Annotated in this window: 18 protein-coding genes; 8 read left to right on the top strand and 10 right to left on the bottom strand. The window is 62.2% G+C overall.

The features are described from left to right. Window positions 1-28: 28 nt before the first annotated feature. Entirely contained in the window at window positions 29-1,621 is a 1,593-nt protein-coding gene (locus tag FJ970_RS00570; RefSeq protein WP_140757964.1) for an ABC transporter substrate-binding protein, read from the bottom strand. Window positions 1,622-2,089: 468 nt separating this feature from the next. Between FJ970_RS00570 and FJ970_RS00575 the strand changes: the two genes are divergently transcribed. The 3 genes from FJ970_RS00575 (at window position 2,090) to FJ970_RS00585 (ending at window position 6,018) form a co-directional block, all read left to right on the top strand. Continuing rightward, on the top strand, window positions 2,090-4,111 hold the full coding sequence (locus tag FJ970_RS00575) for a long-chain fatty acid--CoA ligase (protein ID WP_140757965.1): 2,022 nt from the start codon (window positions 2,090-2,092) through the stop codon (window positions 4,109-4,111). A 71-nt stretch (window positions 4,112-4,182) separates the two neighbouring features. After that, a complete protein-coding gene (locus FJ970_RS00580; RefSeq protein WP_140757998.1) occupies window positions 4,183-4,824 on the top strand; it encodes a class I SAM-dependent methyltransferase in 642 nt (213 codons plus the stop codon). A 186-nt stretch (window positions 4,825-5,010) separates the two neighbouring features. Continuing rightward, window positions 5,011-6,018 carry a hypothetical protein gene (locus tag FJ970_RS00585; protein ID WP_140757966.1) on the top strand — a complete coding sequence of 336 codons (1,008 nt, stop codon included), beginning with the start codon at window positions 5,011-5,013 and terminating at the stop codon, window positions 6,016-6,018. Window positions 6,019-6,096: 78 nt separating this feature from the next. Here the strand turns inward: FJ970_RS00585 and FJ970_RS00590 are convergent, their stop codons facing one another. The 3 genes from FJ970_RS00590 to FJ970_RS00600 form a co-directional block, all read right to left on the bottom strand. Next, the gene (locus FJ970_RS00590) at window positions 6,097-6,819 is read right to left on the bottom strand and encodes an HAD family hydrolase (protein ID WP_140757967.1); all 723 of its coding nucleotides are present in this window, start codon (window positions 6,817-6,819) and stop codon (window positions 6,097-6,099) included. A gap of 5 nt (window positions 6,820-6,824) precedes the next feature. Further along, a complete protein-coding gene (gene pgi / locus FJ970_RS00595) occupies window positions 6,825-8,468 on the bottom strand; it encodes a glucose-6-phosphate isomerase (RefSeq protein ID WP_140757968.1) in 1,644 nt (547 codons plus the stop codon). A gap of 96 nt (window positions 8,469-8,564) precedes the next feature. Continuing rightward, window positions 8,565-8,765 (bottom strand): hypothetical protein, encoded by a 201-nt coding sequence (locus FJ970_RS00600; RefSeq protein ID WP_140757969.1) that lies wholly within the window; start codon window positions 8,763-8,765, stop codon window positions 8,565-8,567. 5 nt (window positions 8,766-8,770) lie between these two features. Here FJ970_RS00600 and FJ970_RS00605 point away from each other — a divergent pair, with 5 nt between their 5' ends. Together FJ970_RS00605 and FJ970_RS00610 are read left to right on the top strand one after the other, a co-directional pair. After that, a complete protein-coding gene (locus tag FJ970_RS00605; RefSeq protein ID WP_015314107.1) occupies window positions 8,771-10,264 on the top strand; it encodes a PLP-dependent aminotransferase family protein in 1,494 nt (497 codons plus the stop codon). A 179-nt stretch (window positions 10,265-10,443) separates the two neighbouring features. Next, complete coding sequence (locus FJ970_RS00610) at window positions 10,444-12,033, top strand: trimethylamine methyltransferase family protein (RefSeq protein ID WP_140757970.1); 1,590 nt, start codon at window positions 10,444-10,446, stop codon at window positions 12,031-12,033. 55 nt (window positions 12,034-12,088) lie between these two features. On the opposite strand, the gene FJ970_RS00615 is transcribed toward FJ970_RS00610, so the two are convergent. The 5 genes from FJ970_RS00615 to FJ970_RS00635 form a co-directional block, all read right to left on the bottom strand. Beyond that, window positions 12,089-12,880 carry a hypothetical protein gene (locus FJ970_RS00615; protein ID WP_140757971.1) on the bottom strand — a complete coding sequence of 264 codons (792 nt, stop codon included), beginning with the start codon at window positions 12,878-12,880 and terminating at the stop codon, window positions 12,089-12,091. Window positions 12,881-13,150: 270 nt separating this feature from the next. Then, window positions 13,151-13,549 carry a hypothetical protein gene (locus tag FJ970_RS00620; RefSeq protein ID WP_140757972.1) on the bottom strand — a complete coding sequence of 133 codons (399 nt, stop codon included), beginning with the start codon at window positions 13,547-13,549 and terminating at the stop codon, window positions 13,151-13,153. A 169-nt stretch (window positions 13,550-13,718) separates the two neighbouring features. After that, a complete protein-coding gene (gene chrA / locus FJ970_RS00625; RefSeq protein WP_140757973.1) occupies window positions 13,719-15,110 on the bottom strand; it encodes a chromate efflux transporter in 1,392 nt (463 codons plus the stop codon). Then, window positions 15,107-15,925: a chromate resistance protein ChrB domain-containing protein gene (locus tag FJ970_RS00630; protein ID WP_140757974.1), complete on the bottom strand. Its 819-nt coding sequence runs from the start codon at window positions 15,923-15,925 to the stop codon at window positions 15,107-15,109. Before FJ970_RS00630 ends, chrA begins: the two co-directional genes overlap by 4 nt. A 231-nt stretch (window positions 15,926-16,156) precedes the next feature. After that, on the bottom strand, window positions 16,157-17,962 hold the full coding sequence (locus FJ970_RS00635; RefSeq protein ID WP_140757975.1) for an IlvD/Edd family dehydratase: 1,806 nt from the start codon (window positions 17,960-17,962) through the stop codon (window positions 16,157-16,159). A gap of 151 nt (window positions 17,963-18,113) precedes the next feature. Between FJ970_RS00635 and FJ970_RS00640 the strand changes: the two genes are divergently transcribed. Beyond that, window positions 18,114-18,563 (top strand): SRPBCC family protein, encoded by a 450-nt coding sequence (locus FJ970_RS00640; protein ID WP_140757976.1) that lies wholly within the window; start codon window positions 18,114-18,116, stop codon window positions 18,561-18,563. A 16-nt stretch (window positions 18,564-18,579) separates the two neighbouring features. Here the strand turns inward: FJ970_RS00640 and FJ970_RS00645 are convergent, their stop codons facing one another. After that, window positions 18,580-19,749 (bottom strand): Mrp/NBP35 family ATP-binding protein, encoded by a 1,170-nt coding sequence (locus tag FJ970_RS00645; protein ID WP_140757977.1) that lies wholly within the window; start codon window positions 19,747-19,749, stop codon window positions 18,580-18,582. Between the two features lie 145 nt (window positions 19,750-19,894). Here FJ970_RS00645 and FJ970_RS00650 point away from each other — a divergent pair, with 145 nt between their 5' ends. Beyond that, on the top strand, window positions 19,895-20,272 hold the full coding sequence (locus tag FJ970_RS00650; RefSeq protein WP_140757978.1) for a VOC family protein: 378 nt from the start codon (window positions 19,895-19,897) through the stop codon (window positions 20,270-20,272). Between the two features lie 95 nt (window positions 20,273-20,367). Continuing rightward, the gene (locus FJ970_RS00655) at window positions 20,368-21,267 is read left to right on the top strand and encodes a LysR family transcriptional regulator (protein WP_140757979.1); all 900 of its coding nucleotides are present in this window, start codon (window positions 20,368-20,370) and stop codon (window positions 21,265-21,267) included.

Raw genomic sequence — 21,267 nt, forward strand, 5'->3', positions numbered from 1 at the left:
CCTGTGGCGCCGCCCCGTTTCGCGAACCTTATTCGGCGATATCGACGCCGTCAAAGCGGTGGATGCCGAGCGGATCCATCGCAAAGCCGGAGACTGTCTTCTGCATCGGCATGAACACCTTGGAATGGGCCAGCGTCGCCCACGGTGCCTGCTCCTTGAAGATGACCTGTGCCTGTTCGTAGAGCTTGGTGCGCTCGGCCTGATCGGAAACCGTCTTGGCCTTGTTGATGAGCGCATCGAAGTCCTTGTTGCACCATTCCGCGCGGTTGTTCGAACCGACGGAAGCGCAGCTCAGGAGCACGCCGAGGAAGTTGTCCGGATCGCCGTTGTCGCCGGTCCAGCCGACGATGACGGCGCCGTCGTGATCGACCGCCGAAGCGCGCTTGAGGTATTCACCCCAATCGTAGCTGACGATGTTGACGGTGACGCCGACCTTGGCGAAGTCGGCCTGGATCAGCTCGGCGGTGCGGCGCGCGTTCGGCATGTACGGACGCGACACCGGCATGGCCCAGACGTTCATCTTGAGGTCCTTGACGCCAGCCTCTTCAAGCATCTTCTTGGCCGCGTCCGGATCGTACGGATCGTCCTTCACGTTCTTGTTGTAGGACCACATGGTCGGCGGGATCGGGTTGATCGCCACCTGGCCCGCGCCCTGGAACACGGCGTCGATGATGGCCTTCTTGTTGATGGCCATGTTGAGCGCCTTGCGGACGCGCACGTCGTCGAACGGCTTCTGCTGGGTGTTGTACATCAGCGCGCCGACGTTGAGGCCTTCCTGCTCCGCGACCGTCAGGTTCGGATCAGCCTGCAGGCCTTTAATATCGGCTGGCGCCGGGTAGGACATGATGTTGCATTCGCCGGCCTTCAGCTTCTGCGCGCGCACCGCCGGATCGGTGGTGATGGCGAAGACCAGATCGTCGATCTTCTGCTTGCCGCCCCAATAGTCCGGGTTGGCCTTGTAGCGGATTGCGGCGTCGGTCTGGTAGTCGACGAAGATGAACGGGCCGGTGCCGACCGGCTTCTGGTTGAACAGTTCAGGCGTCTTGTCGGCCTGCAGTTTGTCGGCATATTCCTTCGAGACGATCGAGGCGAAATCCATGCCAAGCGTCGGAATGAAGGTGATCGCCGGCTCCTTGAGAGTGAACTTCACCGTCAGGTCGTCGACCTTCTCGACCTTGGTGATGTTGTCGCCGAACTGGTCATTGTAATACTGATAGGCGATGCCCGGTATGTACTGGAACCAGGGGCCGTTCTTGTCGACCTGGCGCTGGAACGAAAACACCACGTCGTCGGCGTTCATGTCGCGCGTCGGGGTGAAATAGTCGGTGGGCGCGAACTTGACGCCCTTGCGCAGCTTGAAAGTATATTCCTTGCCGTCGTCGGAAATCGCCCAGCTCTCAGCCAGGCCGGGCGAGACCGAGGTCTTGCCGTGATCGAATTCGACGAGGCGGTTGAAAACGGTACGCGAGGACGCATCGAACGTCTGTCCCGCGGTGTACGGCGCCGGATCGAAACCTTCCGGCGACGCCTCCGCGCAATAGACCAGGGTTTTCGCGTTGGCCACGCCTCCCAGGACGCTTGCAGCCAGCAACGCGGCTGCAAAAGTCAATTTCTTCTTCATTGAGCACTCCCTGATGTTCTTCCAAGCCCCTCTATCAGGCTCGCGAAGCGCGCATATAAGCACCGTTTTTCCGGCTTTGGAACACCCCGCTTGCTTACCCCTCGGGAAGCAGAAAAAGAATCCGCGATTTGGCTAAACGACAGAAAAAATTAGCAGTTCTTTCCATTCACGATATTATTAACGACCGCATTTTTTTATTGATCCGGCGGCCGGCGACAAGGGTGCCGCGCGCCGTCTTCATGCGACCATCGATGCGGAAAGATGCCGGCTCCAAGTGCAGCCGGCAGGAACGATTTTCGGCGGCAATTCTTTCGGCGTCTTGCCGCAAGGGCAAGACTTGCACCGCCGCCGATAGAGGCAATACATAGATGGACAACCAGCGGCAGCGGAGGACGTCTCCATCAATCCGGAGGCGGCGCGGCACGGGCCAACGAGAAACAGGCGACCAGGGTTGTCGAGGAGGAACGGGTGGCAAAAGCATCGAAGGCGCCAGTGAAGGCGTCGGCCAAGGCGGTCTCGAAACCAGCCGCTGGAGCCGATGGGCAAGGCAAGGCTGCGGGCAAAGCCGCGACCGCGAAGGCGGCGACCAAAACCGCCAAGAATACCCCCGCGGCAAAAGCAGCGGCCACCGCCAAGAAGCCGGCGACGAAAGCCGCGCCGGCAAAGGCATCCGCGACCAAGGCCGGAACAGGCAATGCCGGAACCGGCAAGATCGCGATGACGAAGAGCTCGCCACCAGCGAAAACTTCACCGGTCTCGAAACCGGCAACGGCAGCCAGCCAGCGGTTGCCGAAGGCGCTCACCGAACTCACCGCCGGCCTGCCGCAAAAACCATGGCTCAACAGCTATCCCAAGAACATGCCGGCCGAGATCGGCGCCCTTCCCTACAGTTCCATCGGCGACTTCCTCGTCGGCGCCTGCAAGCAGTTCGCCGGCCAGCCGGCTTTCACGTGCATGGGTAAGTCCATCACCTACGCTGAACTCGAACAGCTTTCGGCGGCCTTCGGTGCCTATCTGCAGTCCACCGGATTGCAGAAGGGCGCGCGCGTCGCCCTGATGATGCCGAACGTGCTGCAGTATCCCGTGGCGATGATGGCGGTCGCCCGCGCCGGCTTCACGGTGGTGAACGTCAATCCGCTCTACACGCCGCGCGAATTGGAGCATCAGCTCAAGGATTCCGGGGCGCAGGCCATCGTCATCCTCGAGAACTTCGCCAGTACCTTGCAGGCGGTCGTCGCCAGGACCTCGGTCAAGCACGTCATTGTCGCCGCCATGGGCGACATGCTCGGCGGCCTGAAGGGCTCGATCGTCAATCTGGTGGTGCGCCGCGTCAAGAAAATGGTGTCGGCCTGGTCATTGCCCGGCCATGTCAAGTTCAATGCGGCCCTGAAGGCTGGCCGTGGCATGACTTTCAAGCCGGCCACTGTAGCCGCCAGTGATGTCGCCTTCCTGCAGTATACCGGCGGCACCACCGGAATCTCGAAAGGCGCGACCCTCCTGCACAGCAATGTGCTGGCCAATGTCGCGCAGAATTCGCTGTGGCTGCAGGACGCCTACACGGTCAAGCCAAAGCCAGCCCATCTCAACCTCGTCTGCGCACTGCCGCTCTACCATATTTTCGCGCTGACGGTGAATGCGCTGATGGGCATGCAAATGGGCGGCCAGAACATCCTGATCCCCAATCCGCGCGACATTCCCGGCTTCGTCAAGGAAATGGGCAAATATCCGATCCATATCTTTCCGGGCCTCAACACGCTGTTCAACGCGCTCTTGAACAATGAGGACTTCCGCAAGCTCGACTTCAGGCCGCTGCTTCTTACCCTGGGCGGCGGCATGGCGGTACAGAAGGGCGTCGCCGAGCGCTGGAAAGCACTGACCGGTTGCCCCGTCAGCGAAGGTTATGGCCTTTCGGAGACCTCCCCGGTGGCGACGGCCAACAAGTTCAGCTCCGGCGAGTTCACCGGCACTATCGGCCTGCCGCTGCCCTCGACCGAAATCGCCATCCGCGACGACGACGGCAACAACGTGCCGCTGGGCGAGGTCGGCGAGATCTGCATCAGGGGACCGCAGGTGATGGCCGGTTACTGGAACCGGCAGGACGAGACCACCAAGGTAATGACCGAGGACGGCTTCTTCAAGTCGGGCGACATGGGCTTCATGGACGAACGCGGCTACACCAAGATCGTCGACCGCAAGAAGGACATGATCCTCGTCTCCGGTTTCAACGTCTATCCGAACGAACTCGAGGAGGTCGTGGCGGCACATCCCGGCGTGCTCGAAGTGGCGGCGATCGGCGTGCCGGACGAGCATTCGGGCGAGGTGCCGAAGCTGTTCATCGTCAAGAAGGATCCGGCCCTGACCGCCGAAGCCATCATCGCCTTTTGCCGCGAGAACCTGACCGGCTACAAGCGGCCCAGATACATCGAGTTCAGGACGGAATTGCCGAAGACGCCGGTCGGCAAGATCCTGCGCCGGGCTTTGCGCGAATAGTGGATCTCGCCGACGACGATGTGCCGGGCCGGCGCCTCCGCCTCGACCCGACGGACTTCATCAAGGCGAATATGCGCCTTGCCCCGGTACCAGCGCTTCCCGAAATCCAGCTTTACACCGCTCACCCGGGCAGCGGATTGAGGCGCCTCGTCGACCCCGAAGACGATGGCGATACGGACGATGACACGCCGGAACCGCAGCCGCCCTACTGGGCCTATGCGTGGGCGGGCGGCGCCGTGCTGGCGCGCCATATACTCGACCATCCGAAGATCGTGGCCGGCCGCCGCGTGCTCGACCTCGGAGCCGGCTCCGGCATTGTCGGCATCGCCGCCGCGAAGGCCGGCGCGCGCGAGGTGATTGCGGCCGAGATCGATCGCAACGGCGTTGCCGCGATCGGCCTCAATGCGGCGGCGAACGGCGTCGAAATCGCCCTTGTTGACAAGGATGTCACCACAGGCCCGCCGCCGGCCGTCGACCTCGTTCTCGCGGGCGACGTGTTCTACGGCCGCGAGGTTGCCCTGCGGGTTATCCCGTTCCTCGATCGCTGCCTGGCAGCCGGTATCGAGGTGCTGGTCGGCGACCCCCGCCGCAGCGACCTGCCGCTGCACCGGCTGCGATTGCTCGCCGAACATCAAGTGCCGGATTTCGGTGACGCGAGGGGCACTGCAACCAAGCCGAGCGGGGTGTTTTCCTTCGAGACGGAATGTCGCTGAAACCCCGACTCAAATACAATCGCCCTTGCAGACGATCCTATACAAGCTATAGTCCAATCATGGGGTATCGGCTCGATATAGAAGCCTTGCTAGCCTCGCTAGAGCTTGATCAAAACACCTCCGATCGACCACAATTTGTTTTCGAAGTTTCGTTCGCCCAGTCGAGGTTCCGGCAATCCGGAGCTGATGACCAACCCCGTCTGGGCATGGGCGGTTGAGCACCGTCTCACCGGTTACGGTCTGAACAAGGCGTTCCTCGGCCCACGCTCGGAGCATGTAGGGCCGTGCTGGAGCTTCAGCCGGTACGGGGGCACTGAAACACTGCTGCCAGACGGTCGCCTTGTCAGGATCGGCGGCGAGTATGAAGATCACTACGATGCCGATTTCTATATTTACAATGATGTGATCGTGAGCGACGCCGAGGGGCACACCGAGATTTTTGGCTACTCGGATAAGGTTTTTCCGCCCACCGATTTCCACACGGCAAATCTTGTCGACGACCGCATATTTATGATCGGCAACCTATCTTACCCCTTTATTCGGGCCGACAAGGCGCAAGTGCTCGTGCTGGACACAACAAGTTATGGCATCGGTCACTTCGAAACGACAGGCGAGGCTCCGCCATGGATATACAAGCACTCTTCAGAACTTGTGAAAAATGGTGGTGCGATCCTGGTTCGCGGCGGTCTCCTCATCGGGCCAGCGTGGCCTGTCGTGGTCGAGAACATCGACGACTGGCGCCTGGACATCACCGCGGGCCGGTGGGAACGCCTCACCAAGCGGCCATGGCCTCGATTTTCATTCGTTCGAGATGACGGCTTGCCTAACCATCTAACTTGGCTTCGCCGCGCTCTGTCGGATCAAAAATGGGGGAAAAGCGAAAACAGAAGCAGCTTTCTAGCCGAGCGCCTTCGCGAACTTGGCCCCAACCCTCGGATAGACTTGATCGAAACGTTGTACACGCCCGAGCTTCCACACTCGAATATCCCTGAAATGGCGGACGAGCATGGCGTCCACCGTCTGTGTGTCGAAGGCGTCACCGTGCGCTATGTCGAGGACTGGCACGATATCCAGTTGACGGTCGAAGGTGTTCTTCCAGACCAGACCGTCGAAATGATCCGCCTGGATCTATTGACCAAACTGGCCGCCATCGAGAATGCGAATATCGACTGCGTCCGCCTGACAGTCGACTAGTGCCTGGAAGAACTCCCTGTACTCGTTCGACTATTGGCGACAAAGCACAGATTGATTGCGCTTGCCCCGCCTTCCTGATCAGACCGTCTCTTTGACCCGTGCCGATAGCAAATCCGGCAGATCGGCAACCGAATCCAGGACGACGTCGGCGATCTCGGCCAGCGACTCACGTGTGCCGGTGCCGGAGAGCACGCCGACTGCGAGGCCGCAGCCGCCGGCACGCGCCATTTCGAGATCGTGCCTGTTGTCACCGACCATGGCGATCTCCGCCGGCTTCAGCCCGGTAAGATCGCAGAACGCCTGGATGGTGTCGGGGGCCGGCTTGGGGTTCGCCACGGCGTCGTAACCATAGGCCGCGTCGAACAGCTGGGCGACGCCCAGCGTGACCAAGGTCTTCTCCGCGCCGCTGGTCGAATCGTTGGTGGCGACGCCAAGCCGGTAGGATCGCTTGTGCAGCAGAGCCAGCGTGTCGACGATATCAGGCAGCGCCACCGCCATCGCCGAGCCCTGCACCGAAGTGATCTCGTTGAAGCGGGCGACGGCCAGCATCTGGTCCTCGTTGGACAGGCGCGGAAACCACAGTTCGACGACGTCGAGATTGGTGCCGGAGGCAAAGATGGAATCGGGTTTGAAGCGCCGGTTGGCGAAATCGAAGCCGGCGGCCGCCAGCAGTCTGTCGGCCTTCCAGCGATCGCCCTCGGCTGCATCCATGGCCATGAAATCGGCCACGCCCAGCCAGGTCGCGTTGAAGTCGACAAGTGTCCCGTCCTTGTCGAACAATATCCCCTTGATGTCTGCCAAACTTTTCACTCCGAACCACGCAATTGGTGGATGTATCCCACAAGGCCAGCGGTCGACGCGTCGCGCTTGGCGGCGCTTTCCTTGCCTTCGACGACAGGCAGAAGGCCAGTCGCCAGTTCCTTGCCGAGCTCGACGCCCCACTGGTCGAAGGAGTTGATGTTGAACAGCGTGCCCTCGACGAAGACGCGGTGTTCGTAGAGCGCGATCAGCCGGCCGAAGGTGCGCGGATCGAGCTTGCGGTAGAGGATGGTCACCGAGGGCCGGTTGCCGGAGAAGACACGATGCGGCGCGATACGGTCGACATCGGCAGGCTTCATGCCCTTGGCCAGCATCTGCGCGCGCGCCTCCTCCAGCGTACGGCCCTTCATCAAGGCTTCCGACTGCGCCAGGCAGTTGGCGAGCAGCAGGTCATGCTGGTGCTTGAGATCAGGCTCGTGGCCGATGGCGGCGGCGAGGAACTCGACCGGGATCAGATCGGTGCCCTGGTGCAGCAGCTGGAAGAAGGCGTGCTGGCCGTTGGTGCCTGGCTCGCCCCAGACCAACGGTCCGGTCGGCGTCGTCACCGCAGTGCCGTCAAGGGTGACGCTCTTACCGTTCGATTCCATGTCGAGTTGCTGAAGATAGGCCGGCAGCCTGGACAGGCGCTGGTCGTAGGGGATGACCGCGCGGGCCGGGTAGCCGCAGATCACGCGGTGCCACCAGCCGACAAGCCCCAGGAGCGCCGGCAGGTTCTTGCGGAGCGGCGCGATGCGGAAATGCTCGTCCATCTCGTGCGCGCCATCGAGAAAGGCACGGAAATTACGCGGGCCGACGGCGATCATGACCGGCAGGCCGATCGCGCCCCACAGCGAATAGCGGCCGCCGACCCAGTCCCAGAAGCCGAAGACGCGATCCTGCTCGATGCCGAACTTGGCCACCAGGTCGAGCGCGGTCGAGACGGCGGCGAAATGCTTGCCCACGGCCTCCTTGCCGAGCGCCTTCTGCACCCAGTCGCGCGCCGTCTGCGCATTGGTCATCGTCTCGACCGTGGTGAAGGTCTTGGACGCGATGATGAACAGCGTGGTTTCGGCGGACAGCCCCTTCAGCGTGTCGTGGATGTGGGCGCTGTCGATGTTGGAAACGTAGTGCGCGCGCGGGCCGTCATGATAGGGGGCGAGCGCCAGCGTCGCCATGGCCGGACCAAGGTCCGAGCCGCCGATGCCGATGTTGACGATGTCGGTGATCTTCTTGCCGGTGGCGCCTGTCGCCTTGCCGGAGCGGATGGCATCGGCGAAGGCGCCCATGGCGTCGAGCACGGAAATGACATCCGCCTTGACGTCCTGGCCGTCGACCGTGACACCCTTGCCGCTGAGGTTGCGCAGTGCCGTGTGCAGAACGGCGCGGTCTTCCGTGACATTGATCTTCTTGCCGGCGAACATGGCGGCGCGACGGCCTTCGAGATCGGCAGCGGCGGCCAGCTTTTCCAGCAGATCCATGGTGGTCGCATCGACGGCGCATTTCGACCAGTCGAGCAACATCTCGTTGTCCGTGGCGGAGAATGTCGCGAACCGCCGCGGATCGGCGGCAAAGGCCTGGCGCATGCTGGCGGGCGCCACGGCGCGATGATTGCGCAGGGCGGCAAGCTGTTTCTGGAAGGCTGACTGATCCACTGGCGGGGACTCCTGGCGTTTTGGACGCACCATATCAGACCGGATGTTTCCGGCGCGTGTCGTCGCGCCGAAACTATTGAGCCGAATTCCATCCGGTCAATACGCGGCGATGACGCAGCGCATCACGATGCGATGACACAATGTATCGGGCAGGGAGGTAGCAGCGCGTTGGTTCGGGCCTGAAGGATCACTGGCATAAATCCCAAAGATCAGAAAAATTGATTGGCGCAACCCCTTGTGCCACGGGTACGTTCGGCTGGTCCAGCCAAGCGAAAAAAGCTGGCCATCGAGGAACATCTTCCATGCCACAGAGAAACGACACGGCGATATGGTCCGGCCTGTTCCGGATTTCGGCCGAATCCGGCCAGACCCTGCAGGCGCAGATCCGCCAAGCCATCGTGGCCGCCATTCTCGACCGCCAGATCGCCGCTTCGATGCCGCTTCCTTCCTGCCGTATCCTGGCCGAAAAACTCGGCGTGGCGCGCGGGACCGTGGTGCTGGCCTTCCAGCAGCTCGTCGACCAGGGTTTCCTGGTGGCGCGCGAGCGGCGCGGCCATTTCGTCAATCCCGACGTGCTGGCGACACCCGCCAAGCCGCACCAGAAGGCGCCCGACCAGGCCAACGAGATCGACTGGAAGGCGCGCCGGCAGATCGCCGCAAGCGACATGCCGCCGCCGGCCAAGCACGAGAACTGGATCAAGTCGTCCTATCCCTTCGTCTACGGCCAGTTCGACCCGGCGCTGTTCCCGACCGCCGAGTGGCGTGAGTGCAACCGCATGGCGCTGGCCGTGCTGGAGATCCGCAACTGGGCGTCCGACATGGTCGACCGCGACGACCCGCTGCTGATCGAGCAGATCCAGGCACGGCTGCTGCCCAGGCGCGGCATCTTCGCCAATCCGGATGAAATCATCGTCACGCTGGGCGCACAGAATGCGCTCTACATGCTCGCTTCGCTGCTGATGACCAAGGGCTCCAAGGTGGCGATGGAAGATCCGGGCTACCCCGACGCGCGCTCGATCTTCCGCCTTGCGGGCGCCGACATCGAGCCGGTGCCGGTCGACCAGTCCGGCATCGTAACCTCTTCTATTCCCAATGATTCCGGCTTCGTCTTCGTCACGCCCAGCCATCATTGCCCGACCATGGTGCCGCTGTCGGCGGAACGGCGGCAGGACCTTCTGGCGCGCGCCAACCGGCACAACCAGATCATCATCGAGGACGGCTATGACAGCCAGCTGCTCGACGAGGCGCCGCAGCAGGCGCTGAAGAGCCTCGACCGCTCCGGCCGCGTCGTCTATGTCGGCTCGATGTCGAAGACACTGGCCCCCGGCCTGCGGCTTGGCTACATCGTGGCCTCGGCTGGACTAATCGCTGAACTGAGGGCGCTGCGCCGCTTCATGCTGCGCCATCCGCCGGCAAACAACCAGCGCGCCGTGGCGCTGTTCCTGTCGCTCGGCCATCATGAAGCGCTGGTGCGGCGGCTGTCGAGCGCCTTCGACGAGCGGCGCAAGCGTCTGGTCCATGCGATTTCCGCCTTCCTGCCGGAATGGCGCTCGACCGATTCGGCCGGCGGCACGTCGCTGTGGCTGGAAGGACCGCGGGGCACCGATTCCCGCGGTTTGGCCGAAGCCGCCGCCTCGCGCAGCGTCATCATCGAGCCTGGCGACCGCTTCTTCGACCGCACCGAAAAGCCTTCGCGTTTCATGCGGTTGGGTATTTCCTCGATCGCGCTGCAGCACATCGAGCCCGGCATCCGCGAACTGGCCACGGCCGCTGGCCGCAGGCCCGCTGCCGCCTGATTCCACTGACCGGAGCCGCCCAATGGCGGCTTCGGCTCCTTTAGCGCTGGCATATCCAACCGGACCGGCTGGCTCATAGGCTGTGCCAATGCCGGCAGCATAGTCGTGGCACAAAGGGGAAGAAGCAGCCGATGGTGGACCAACCGCCGCGCTGTTTCTCGCAAAGGTGGAGTGCTTCGATGTCTGTGGTTCTTGAAAAGCAGGAAGCGGCGGCGGATCAACGCTCGCGCCGCTCCGGCGGACGCGAAGCGCGCCGCGCCATGCGGGCAGCGCCGCTCGCCGACGACATCAAGCCGGTTCGTGCCGGCCTCGAGGGCGGCAGCTACGGGCCACTCAAGGGCAATGATCGCGAGCGCATCCACGACGCGGTGCTGACGCTCCTGGAGACAGTCGGCTTCGCCAACGCCATCCCCTCCTGCATCGAGGCGCTGACCCAGGCCGGCGCCACTTATGGCGACGATGGCCGCATCCGGTTCCCGCGCGCGCTGGTGCTCGAGACGATCAAGAAGGCGGCACGGAACTTCACCCTGCACGGCCAGGATCCCAGACACGACATGGTGATCCAGGGCAAGCGCGTGCACTACGGAACGGCAGGCGCCGCGGTTCATCTGGTGGATGTCGAGAAGCGCGAATACCGCGAGTCGCTGCTGCAGGACATCTATGACGCCGCCCGCATCGTCGAAGGGCTCGACAACATCCATTTCTTCCAGCGGCCGATGGTGCCGCGCGATATTCCCGATCCGCTCGAAATGGACTTCAACACGCTCTACGCCTGCGTGATGGGCACGTCCAAGCATGTCGGCACCTCATTTACGGTCCGCGAGAACGTGCAGCCGGCGCTCGAAATGCTCTATGCCATCGCCGGCGGCGAGGAGAATTTCCGCGCCCGGCCATTTGTGTCGAATTCGAACTGCTTCGTCGTGCCGCCGATGAAGTTCGCCGAGGACGCCTGCGGCGTGCTCGAGGCCTGCGTCGAGGGCGGCATTCCAATCCTGCTGCTGTCGGCGGGCCAGGCCGGAGCCACGGCACCGGCGGCGATTGCCGGCGCCGTGGTGCAGGCGGTGGCCGAAGTGCTGGCCGGCCTGGTCTATGTCAACGCCATCAAACCAGGGCATCCGGCGATCTTCGGCACCTGGCCGTTCGTATCGGATCTCAGGACAGGCGCCATGTCGGGCGGCTCTGCCGAACAGGCTGTCTTGACCGCGGCTTGCGCGCAGATGGCGCAGTTCTACGACCTGCCGGGGGGCTCGGCCGCCGGCATGACGGACTCGAAACTGCCTGACATCCAGTCGGGCTATGAGAAGGGCATCACCGATGTGATGGCCGGCCTTGCCGGGCTCAACCTCGTCTATGAATCGGCCGGCATGCATGCCTCGCTGCTCGGCTTCTGCCTGGAAAGCCTGATCATCGACAACGACATGCTCGGACACTGCCTGCGCTGCGTGCGCGGCATCGAGGTGACCGACGAAGCGCTGTCGATCGACACCATCGCCGATGTCTGCCTGAAGGGGCCAGGTCATTATCTCGGCAACGAACAGACCTTGCGGCTGATGCAGACGGAATATTTCTATCCCGCCGTCGGCGACCGGTTTTCGCCGAAGGAGTGGAACGAGAAGGGTCGGCCGGACATCCTGCAGCGCGCGATCATCGAGAAGAAGCGCGTCCTTGCCGAACGCTTTCCGCGCCATGTGCCGAAGCTGCTCGACGACAAATTACGCGCCCGCTTCGGCGACATGATCAAGCTGCCGCGCGGCGGCATGGGCGGGTAGAACTGCTTCTCGCCAAGAGATTTAGTCGGCGCCCCTAATTCGAAGAGATACGTCTCTACAATCGCCAAGACCTAACTTGATTTAATGTCGAGACAACAATAGATAAATAATTATTTAAAATCTTGAGATTGTTATCGGATGTATCGCAATATTCGAAAGGTTCTTTGAAATTCAATCCAACTACTGCATATATGATTTTTCCAAATGCTTCCCAATCGCTTACACCACAGAGCAGATCTCCATCTTTCGAGAAAATTCCGACCTTAAATCGCATTCTCCATTTGTATTTCGTTCTAACGTCAAAAGCTACTCTTATGCTTATTTGTTCAAGAAACTCAATGCCTCGCCATGTCAGATATCCATCCCCTTTCGTATAGGAAACGTCTTTTAATCCTGACGATACAAAGCAATCTTTTACTACCGATGCGGCAATCTTAACCTCAGCACCATTCGGTATTTTACGTTCAAGAGAATTTTCGTCATGGCGAAAGAGATAACCCGTCCGCTCTTTCCACATACCTACGTCTGTAACAATGTTATTGAGCGAGTTCTCCTCAGCAGGGCTCATGCCCGCGGAGAGAGGCATCGCTTGCTGGAGTCGTCGCGACATGAACACGGCTTCTGTCTGAGAACGATCTAATCCGATTTCCCTCATTGCAGGCTCAAGGAAAATGTCTTGCATACCGGTATAGCCAAGTTCGGAAAATCCACCTTGGCGACTATCGATGGCATAAAGTAAGACTTCTAGTTTCTGTTTGATTACCTTCCCTAAGTCGAAATCCGACATAATTTCACCCCTTAGAAAGCGAGCGCTGCTATTCCAGCCCAATGCGGCTAAACCACCCATCAGTCCAATCGCATTTCGCGTAGATTGATTCTCTCGATCAGATACATTTGGCTTTGTCGAATTATTTGTCACAGGTGCAGAAGAAGTAGCCTCGTTTGTCCTCTTTGACGTTACTGGCTAGGCGATATCTGCTGAGTTGCGTCCGACCTACCTTTCAACCCCTACGCCCTTTACCCGTCGGTCGGGACTAAATAAATCTCCTCGGACGGTATCATGCTCTATCTCTTTGATTTAGAGAGGGATTCAGATTCAGGTCGATTAGACCTGAAATCATCCGGCTGCCAGCCCATAGCGTTCGACGACTTCGGCGTTGATCAGCTTGGCGTGCAGCGCCATCAGCACGATCCGCGCATCGAAGCTGTCGCCGGTTTCGAGAGCCGCCTCGATCCGACGCTCCGCGTCGAGCCGCTGCAGCAAGCCTTGCGCACGCTCGAAGGTTTCCGGGCCGGCGATGCAATAGCTGAACAGCTGCGCCACCTGCGGATAGGCCTGCGGCGGTGGCTCCTCGGGCCAGCGGTCCTTCATCAGATTGACTATGGTGAGTTTCACCCCTTCGGGCACAAGGGCGGGGTGCAGGTCGGCGCCGCGCAAGGCGGCGTCGAGCTGCCGCAAATCACCCGAGCGGCCGAACATGCCGAGAAAGCCGAGGGAAGAGCGTCGTTGCGCCATGATGGTCCAATCCGTTTCCAACCAGTTAGAGCAATTCCAGGAAAAGTGCGTAGCGGTTTTCCGTCCGGAATTGCGTAAAACCAAGAAGTTAGAGCGGGTCAGAGATTCTATCAAACACTGAACCGCTCTAGGTGGTTGGCTGGCAGAATACAAAGGCAGCAACATGCGCCTATCCGCTCACCGCCAGCAGCAGGACACCGGCCAGGGCTGACCCGGCAAGTGTCGGCAGCATGCCGATCTTCAGCTTGAGGATGGCGATCATGGCGGCACATGACAACAATGCGGCTCGCCAGTCGATCGATGACGGCACCGGCACATTCATGCCGAGGCCAAGTTTGCTGACTTGGTGAAAGATCACGTGCATGGCGAACCACAAAGCGAGGTTCAGGATGACGCCGACGACGGCGGCGGTGATGGCTCCGAGCGCGGCCGACAGGGCCTTGTTGCCACGCAAGGCCTCGATATAGGGCGCACCGAGGAATATCCAGAAGAAGCATGGGGTAAACGTGACCCACAAGGTCAGCAGCGCTCCAAGCGATCCGCCAAGCAACGGGTTCAGCGAGCCGGAGTGGCGAAACGCGGCGATGAAGCCGACAAACTGCAACACCAGAATGAGCGGACCAGGCGTGGTTTCGGCAAGCCCGAGCCCGTCGACCATCTCGCCGGGCGCCAGCCAGCCGAACGATTCGACGGCGGCCTGTGCGACATAGGCAAGAACCGCGTAAGCGCCGCCGAAGGTGACGACCGCCATGAGGCTGAAGAACCCGCCGATCTGCGTCCACACGCTGCTCGTCCCGGTGAGCGCCCAGAGCAACAGAACCGGCCCGAGCCAGATCGGCAGCCAGATGGCGACCGTGCGCGGCGCATGCCATCGTGTCGGCCTGGTATGGGCCAGTTCGCCGCGTTCGAACATCAGGTCGACCGCGCCCCTGATGTCGGGAGCGTCGTTCTTGCCGTGCGCCGAGCCGGAAAACAGGGCTGGCGCGACCCGGTTTCCCAGCCATCCCACCAGCCCCGCAAGCAGGACGATGAGCGGGAACGGGATGCTGAGCACATAGATGCCGAGAAAAGCGCAAGCCGCGATCGCCACCATCACCCGGTTCTTCAAGGCGCGGCGGCCGATGCGGATCACCGCCTCGACCACCACCGCAAGCACGGCGGCCTTCACCCCGAAGAACAGCGCCTCGACCAGCGGGACATCACCATAGAGCGCATAAAAGGTGCTCAGGGTGAGCATGACGAGCGCACCGGGCACCACGAACAAGACGCCTGCAACGAGACCGCCGACCGTCCTGTGCAGCAGCCAGCCAATATAGATGGCGAGCTGCTGGGCCTCGGGACCGGGCAGCAGCATGCAGTAGTTCAAGGCATGCAGGAAACGCTGTTCGCCGATCCAGCGCCGGTGCTCGACCAATTCCTTGTGCATGAGCGCGATCTGCCCCGCGGGTCCGCCGAAGCTCAGCAATCCGATCTTCGCCCAGAGTTTCGTAGCCTCGCGGAAGCTCGGGACCGCCGGCACATCCACGACGTCCGCATCTTTCCCCGAAACGAGGCTGCTCATGACGGCTTTGCCCCGCCCGGCCAGTTGTGCGTCTCGTCGGTGGCGTCGCGGCACCAGCGGAAGAACGCGTCATAGAGCAGCATCCCCGCCCCCAGCTGTTCCAGATCGTCGCGGAACATGCGTGACAGGCCGAGCGAGGCGGCAAGGAATCCGGCGGCCTGGGGAACGAGATCGAGCCTGGCGGTGTCGGCCGCGCGCACGATCGTGGCAAGGCGGTCGAGTGCCTGGGATTCCAGCCCGAACTCCTCGATCATCGTGTCGAAGGTGCAGCGTTCGCCGCGGTGGCTCCAGAACACATTGTCGATGTCGAAGGGCACTGCCTGGAAGCGGTCGGCGACGGCAGGCACTTCGGCCGCCTCGACGAAAAGAAAGACCGCATGCGGATCGATGAAACGCCGGATCAGCCAGGGGCAGGCGATGCGGTCGACCTTGGGGCGAGCCCGCGTCACCCAGACGGTGCGGCCTTTTTCATCGCGGGACGGTATCTTGCCGGCGCGGACCAGAAGGCCCCCGGCATCGCGCCAGGCCTCGAAACCGCCTTCGAGGGACTCGGCGGCAACGCCCTGGTGCCGCAGCCATGCGGCCACGCCCTGCGAAAGCTTTTGCCCCCTCTGGCAGACGACGGCCACTTGACTGCCGGCAAGATCGTTTGCCCAGACCGAGACGGTTTTGAAGTTGCGCCGGTGCGAGGCCGGCAGTAGGCGCGGATCGGCGTCGTGATCGTCATCGATGCGGACATCGACGATCACAGGTGCGCCGGGCAGACCAATCAGACGGGATAGTTGCTGTACGGTGATAGCGGTTGTTGACGGCATGGCGTCCACCTCCTGAACAAAGAAGCCTGGACGCGAACATTGGGCTGACGCCTCACGGGGTCGTCGCGATGCACCCCTTGGCATGATGGTGGAATTGTTGGGCGGGCTTGTCAAGGACGGAGCGTTCGCGGCCTACGACGTGAGGACGGCGGCCTGATCGATCAGGCCGCCGGTGTTCGTTTATTTATCTGTGACCAGCCAGGAATAATCGATGATTATTCCGGGGAAGAATCAGTGATTGTCGCGAGGCACGCCCATGGTGTGCGCGACATCCTGGTATTTCACCGCCGGCTTCAGCACCATGCCGGCCGAGAACTGGTCGACCATGCCGCGCTGGATCTCCTGCCACGGCGTCTGGTGCTGGGGATAATGATAGCCACCATCTTTCTCCAGTTCGGCGCGACGCCGGGTGATTTCGTCGTCGCTGACGAGGATATTCGCGGTGCCTTTCCGCAGGTCGATGCGGACGCGGTCACCGGTCTTGAGCAGCGCCAGGCCGCCGCCGACGGCGGCTTCCGGCGAGGCGTTGAGGATCGACGGCGAGCCCGACGTGCCGGACTGGCGGCCGTCGCCGATGCAGGCCAGCGCGTGGATACCCTTCTTGATAAGGTAGGCCGGCGGCTGCATGTTGACGACCTCGGCGCCGCCTGGATAGCCGACGGGGCCGGCGCCGCGCATGAACAGGATGGTGTGCTCGTCGATGCCTTGCGCCGGATCGTCGATGCGGGCGTGGTAATCCTCCGGGCCGTCGAAGACCATGGCGTTGCCCTCGAAGGCTTCCGGATCGTTCGGGTTGGACAGATAGCGCTCGCGGAATTCCGGCGAGATGCCGCTCATCTTCATGATCGCCGAATCGAACAGATTGCCCTTGAAGTTGATGAAGCCGGCATTGGCCTTCAGCGGCTCGGCCACGGTGCGGATGACGTCGGTGTTCTCGTTGGCGACCCCCTCGCAGTTGGCACCGATCGACTTGCCGTTGACGGTCAGGGCATCGGGATGCGGCAGCATTCCGGCCTTCATCAGTTCGGCCACCACGGCGGGTACGCCGCCGGCGTGGTGATAGTCTTCGCCGAGATATTCACCCGACGGCTGCAGGTTGACGATGAGCGGCACATTGAGGCCGACCTTCTGCCAGTCGTCATTGTCGAGCGGTACGCCGAGATGGCGGGCAATCGCATTGAGATGGATCGGCGCGTTGGTGGAGCCGCCGATCGCCGAATTGACGACGATGGCGTTTTCGAAGGCCGCGCGAGTCATGATGTCGGACGGTTTCAGGTCCTCGTGCACCATGTCGACGATGCGCTTTCCGGTCTCGTAGGCGATCTGGCCACGTTCGCGGTACGGCGCCGGGATGGCGGCCGAACCGGGCAGTTGCATGCCGAGCGCCTCGGCCAGCGAATTCATCGTGGTGGCGGTGCCCATCGTGTTGCAGTAGCCCGTGGACGGCGCCGAGGAGGCGACGATGTCCATGAACTCGTCATAGTCGATTTCGCCGGCCGACAGGCGCTGGCGCGATTCCCACACGATGGTGCCCGAGCCGGTGCGCTTGCCCTTGTGCCAACCATTGAGCATCGGGCCGACCGACAGCGCGATGGCCGGGATGTTGACGGTCGCCGCCGCCATCAGCAAGGCGGGCGTGGTCTTGTCGCAGCCGATGGTCAGCACGACGCCGTCGAGCGGATAGCCATAGAGCACCTCGACCAGGCCGAGATAAGCGAGGTTGCGGTCAAGTGCCGCGGTCGGCCGCTTGCCGGTCTCCTGGATCGGATGACAGGGGAATTCGAAAGGAATGCCGCCCATCGAGACGATGCCTTCGCGCACGCGCTTGGCGAGCTCGATGTGGTGCCGGTTGCAAGGCGAGAGATCGGAGCCCGTCTGGGCAATGCCGATCAGCGGCTTGCCCGACATCAGCTCGGCGCGTGTCAGTCCGTAATTCAGGTAGCGCTCGAGATAGAGCGCCGTCATTCCCGGATTGTCGGGATTGTCGAACCACTCCTGCGAGCGGAACTTTTTCTTTTTCGTGGGGGCGCCGGCCATCATGGTCTCCGTATTTGTATGACAAATCGATATGACAACGCGCGGATGCAGGCAAGGGGCACGCGTGATCTGAATCCCGACTTTGGTGCGATAGACAGCTATCGAGCCGCGCGCTACGACCAATCCGACATCGGCGATCGGGGAGGTTTAGATGGCTTTGGTGATCGAGGGCGAGGAACGTATCGCCGCACCCGTGCAGAAAGTGTGGGAAGCGCTGAATGACCCAACCGTGCTGAAGGACGCCATTCCGGGCTGCAAGAGCCTGGAAATGAAATCGGCGACCGAGATGGCGGCAACGGTGGTGCTGAAGATCGGGCCGATCAAGGCGACCTTCAACGGCGAAGTGACGCTGAAAAATCTCAAGCCGCCGCATGCCTATACCATCCAGGGCGAAGGCAAGGGTGGCATCGCCGGCTTCGCCAAGGGCGGCGCCGACGTCACCCTCACCGCCGACGGGCCGGACGCGACGGTCCTCAAATATGCCGCCAAGGCAGAAGTCGGCGGCAAGATCGCGCAGCTCGGCAGCCGGCTGATCGAATCGACATCGAAGAAACTGGCCGGACAGTTCTTTTCGGCATTCGGCGAAAAAGTCGGCGGCTGATTCTTCCCGTGAGGGATCACTCAAATACGATGTTCGGCACAGCCGCTTCGGCCGCGCCACGTTCCTCATTGACCCTGTCCCAGACCTTGGAGGCTATATCGCGGTAGATTTTCGCCTCGGCGCCGTCGGGCTTCGAGGCGACCACCGGCGTGCCGGCGTCCGAGCTCTCGCGAATGCCCATTTCCAGCGGCACCTCGCCCAGGAAGGTGACGCCCAGCCTTTCGGCCTCGCGGCGCGCGCCGCCATGGCCGAAAATATCGTAGCGCTTGCCGGTGTCCGGGGCGAGGAAGTAGCTCATGTTCTCGACGATGCCGAGCAGCGGCACGTCGACTTTCTTGAACATGTTGAGACCCTTGCGGGCATCGATCAGCGCCAGGTCCTGCGGCGTCGAGACGATGACCGCGCCGGCCAGCGGCACCTGCTGGGCCATGGTGAGCTGCGCGTCGCCGGTGCCAGGCGGCATGTCGACGACGAGCACGTCGAGCCGCCCCCATTCGACCTCGCGCAGCATCTGCGTGAGCGCCGACATCACCATCGGCCCGCGCCAGATCATCGGCGTCTCCTCATCGACGAGGAAACCCATCGACATCACCTTGAGGCCGTAATTCTCCATGGGTTTCAGGATCTTGCCGTCGACCGTCTGCGGCCGGCCGTGGATGTTGAGCAGCCTGGGCATCGACGGACCGTAGATGTCGGCATCGAGCACGCCAACCCGCAAGCCATTGGCGGCAAGGCCAAGCGCCAGATTGACGGCCGTGGTCGACTTGCCGACGCCGCCCTTGCCGGAGGCAACCGCGATGATCGCCTCGATGCCGGGCACGCCGCGCTTGCCGTGGCTTTGCGAAGCGGGAGCATGCGGAGCCGCCCGCGGTGCGGCGGCGGGCGGAGCCGGCCTGGGTGCGGGACGCGATGGAACCGGTGCCTCCATGCCGCCGCCTTTCTTTTCGGCCGTCAGCGCGACGACCGCGCCGGCCACGCCGGGAATGGCCTTCACCACCCGCTCGGCGGCGGCTCGCAACGGCTCCATCTCCGGGGCACGCGCGGCGGGAACGGTGATCGAGAAGAACACCTTCGAATCGGCGATGAAAATCTCCGACACCATGCCGAGATCGACGATGTTGCCGGTGAAGTCCGGCCCGTTGACGGTCTTCAGGCGCTCGACGACGGTTTCCTTGGTGATGGACATGGCTGTTATTCCCTGGCGTTCGGCTGCAGCTCACATAGTGCAGAACGCGGACGGCTCCAAGCGTCAGGCGTATGGCGGTCGTCAAGCGGCCTGGGTGACCTATTTCCATGACCAGAGGGAATGACAGCCAGGAAAGGAGACGATCATGCTTGAAAACAGCAACGCAACGGCCAATCTCGCGGTCAGGGACCTGGCCAAGGCAAAGGCTTTCTATGAGGGGACGCTCGGCCTGAAACAGGTGCACGATGAGGGCGGCGAACTGATCGTGTACAAAAGCGGCGACACCACCATCAATGTCTATCGCTCCCAATTCGCCGGAACCAACAAGGCGACAGCGGTGACGTGGACGGTCGGCGACGCGATCGGCACCGTCGTCGCCGCGCTGAAATCGAAGGGCGTCGTCTTTGAACACTACGAAATGCCCGGTTTGACGCTGGAAGGTGATGTCCATGTCGGACAGGGTATGAGGGTCGCTTGGTTCAAGGATCCGGACGGCAACATCCTGAATCTCGTCGACAGGTAGTTTTTTGCGATTGCGCAATGGCTGGGGGCGGCACGATTGTCGGCGGTAGCAGCAACCATCTGGCGCGGCGCCACTGCGCCGGATAGCTTCCGCCAATGATCGACAAGCTGGAATTCTTCATCGCACTGGCCAGGGAAGAGCATTTCGGCCGCGCCGCGGAAGTGTGCGGCGTCACCCAGCCGACGCTGTCGGCCGGCATCAAGCAACTGGAAGGCCAGCTCGGCGTCATGCTGGTACTGCGCGGCTCGCGCTTTCAGGGGCTGACGCCGGAGGGCAAGCAGGTGTTGGTCTGGGCGCGCCGCATCGTTGGCGACTCCAGGACCATGCGCGAGGAGATGCGGGCGGCGCGCCACGGCCTCTCAGGCCGCATCCGCATCGCCGCCATCCCGACGGCGCTCGCCATGGTGGCGCGGCTGACGACGCCGTTTCGCGAAAAGCATCCGGGCGTCACTTTTTCAGTATTGTCGCGCACCTCGATCGAAGTACTGTCGCTGCTGGGCAATTTCGATGTCGATGCCGGCATCACCTATCTCGACAACGAACCGCTGGGACGGGTGACCAGCGTGCCGCTCTATGACGAGCGCTACCAGTTGATCACCGCTATCGGCAATCCCTATTCCGACCGCGACAAAGTGACATGGGCGGAGATCAGCCATTTGCCGCTGTGCCTTCTGACCCCGGACATGCAGAACCGCCGCATCATCGACCAGCATCTGGCCGAGGCCGGCGTGCAGGTGCGGCCGACACTGGAATCGAACTCGATGATCGTGCTGTTCTCGCACATCCGGACCGGCAAATGGTCGTCGATCATGCCGCTCAACCTTGCGGAAACATTCGGTTTTTCCGAACCGATCCGAGCCATCCCGATTGTCGAGCCCGATGCCAGCCACACAGTTGGCCTGGTGGCCGCGCCGCGCGAGCCGCATACGCCGCTGGTGCAGGCGCTGCTGGACGAGGCGATGGCGCTGGCAGACGATTTCCGCGCCCATCGCTAG

This window comes from Mesorhizobium sp. B2-1-8 (assembly GCF_006442545.2).
Lineage (GTDB): Bacteria > Pseudomonadota > Alphaproteobacteria > Rhizobiales > Rhizobiaceae > Mesorhizobium.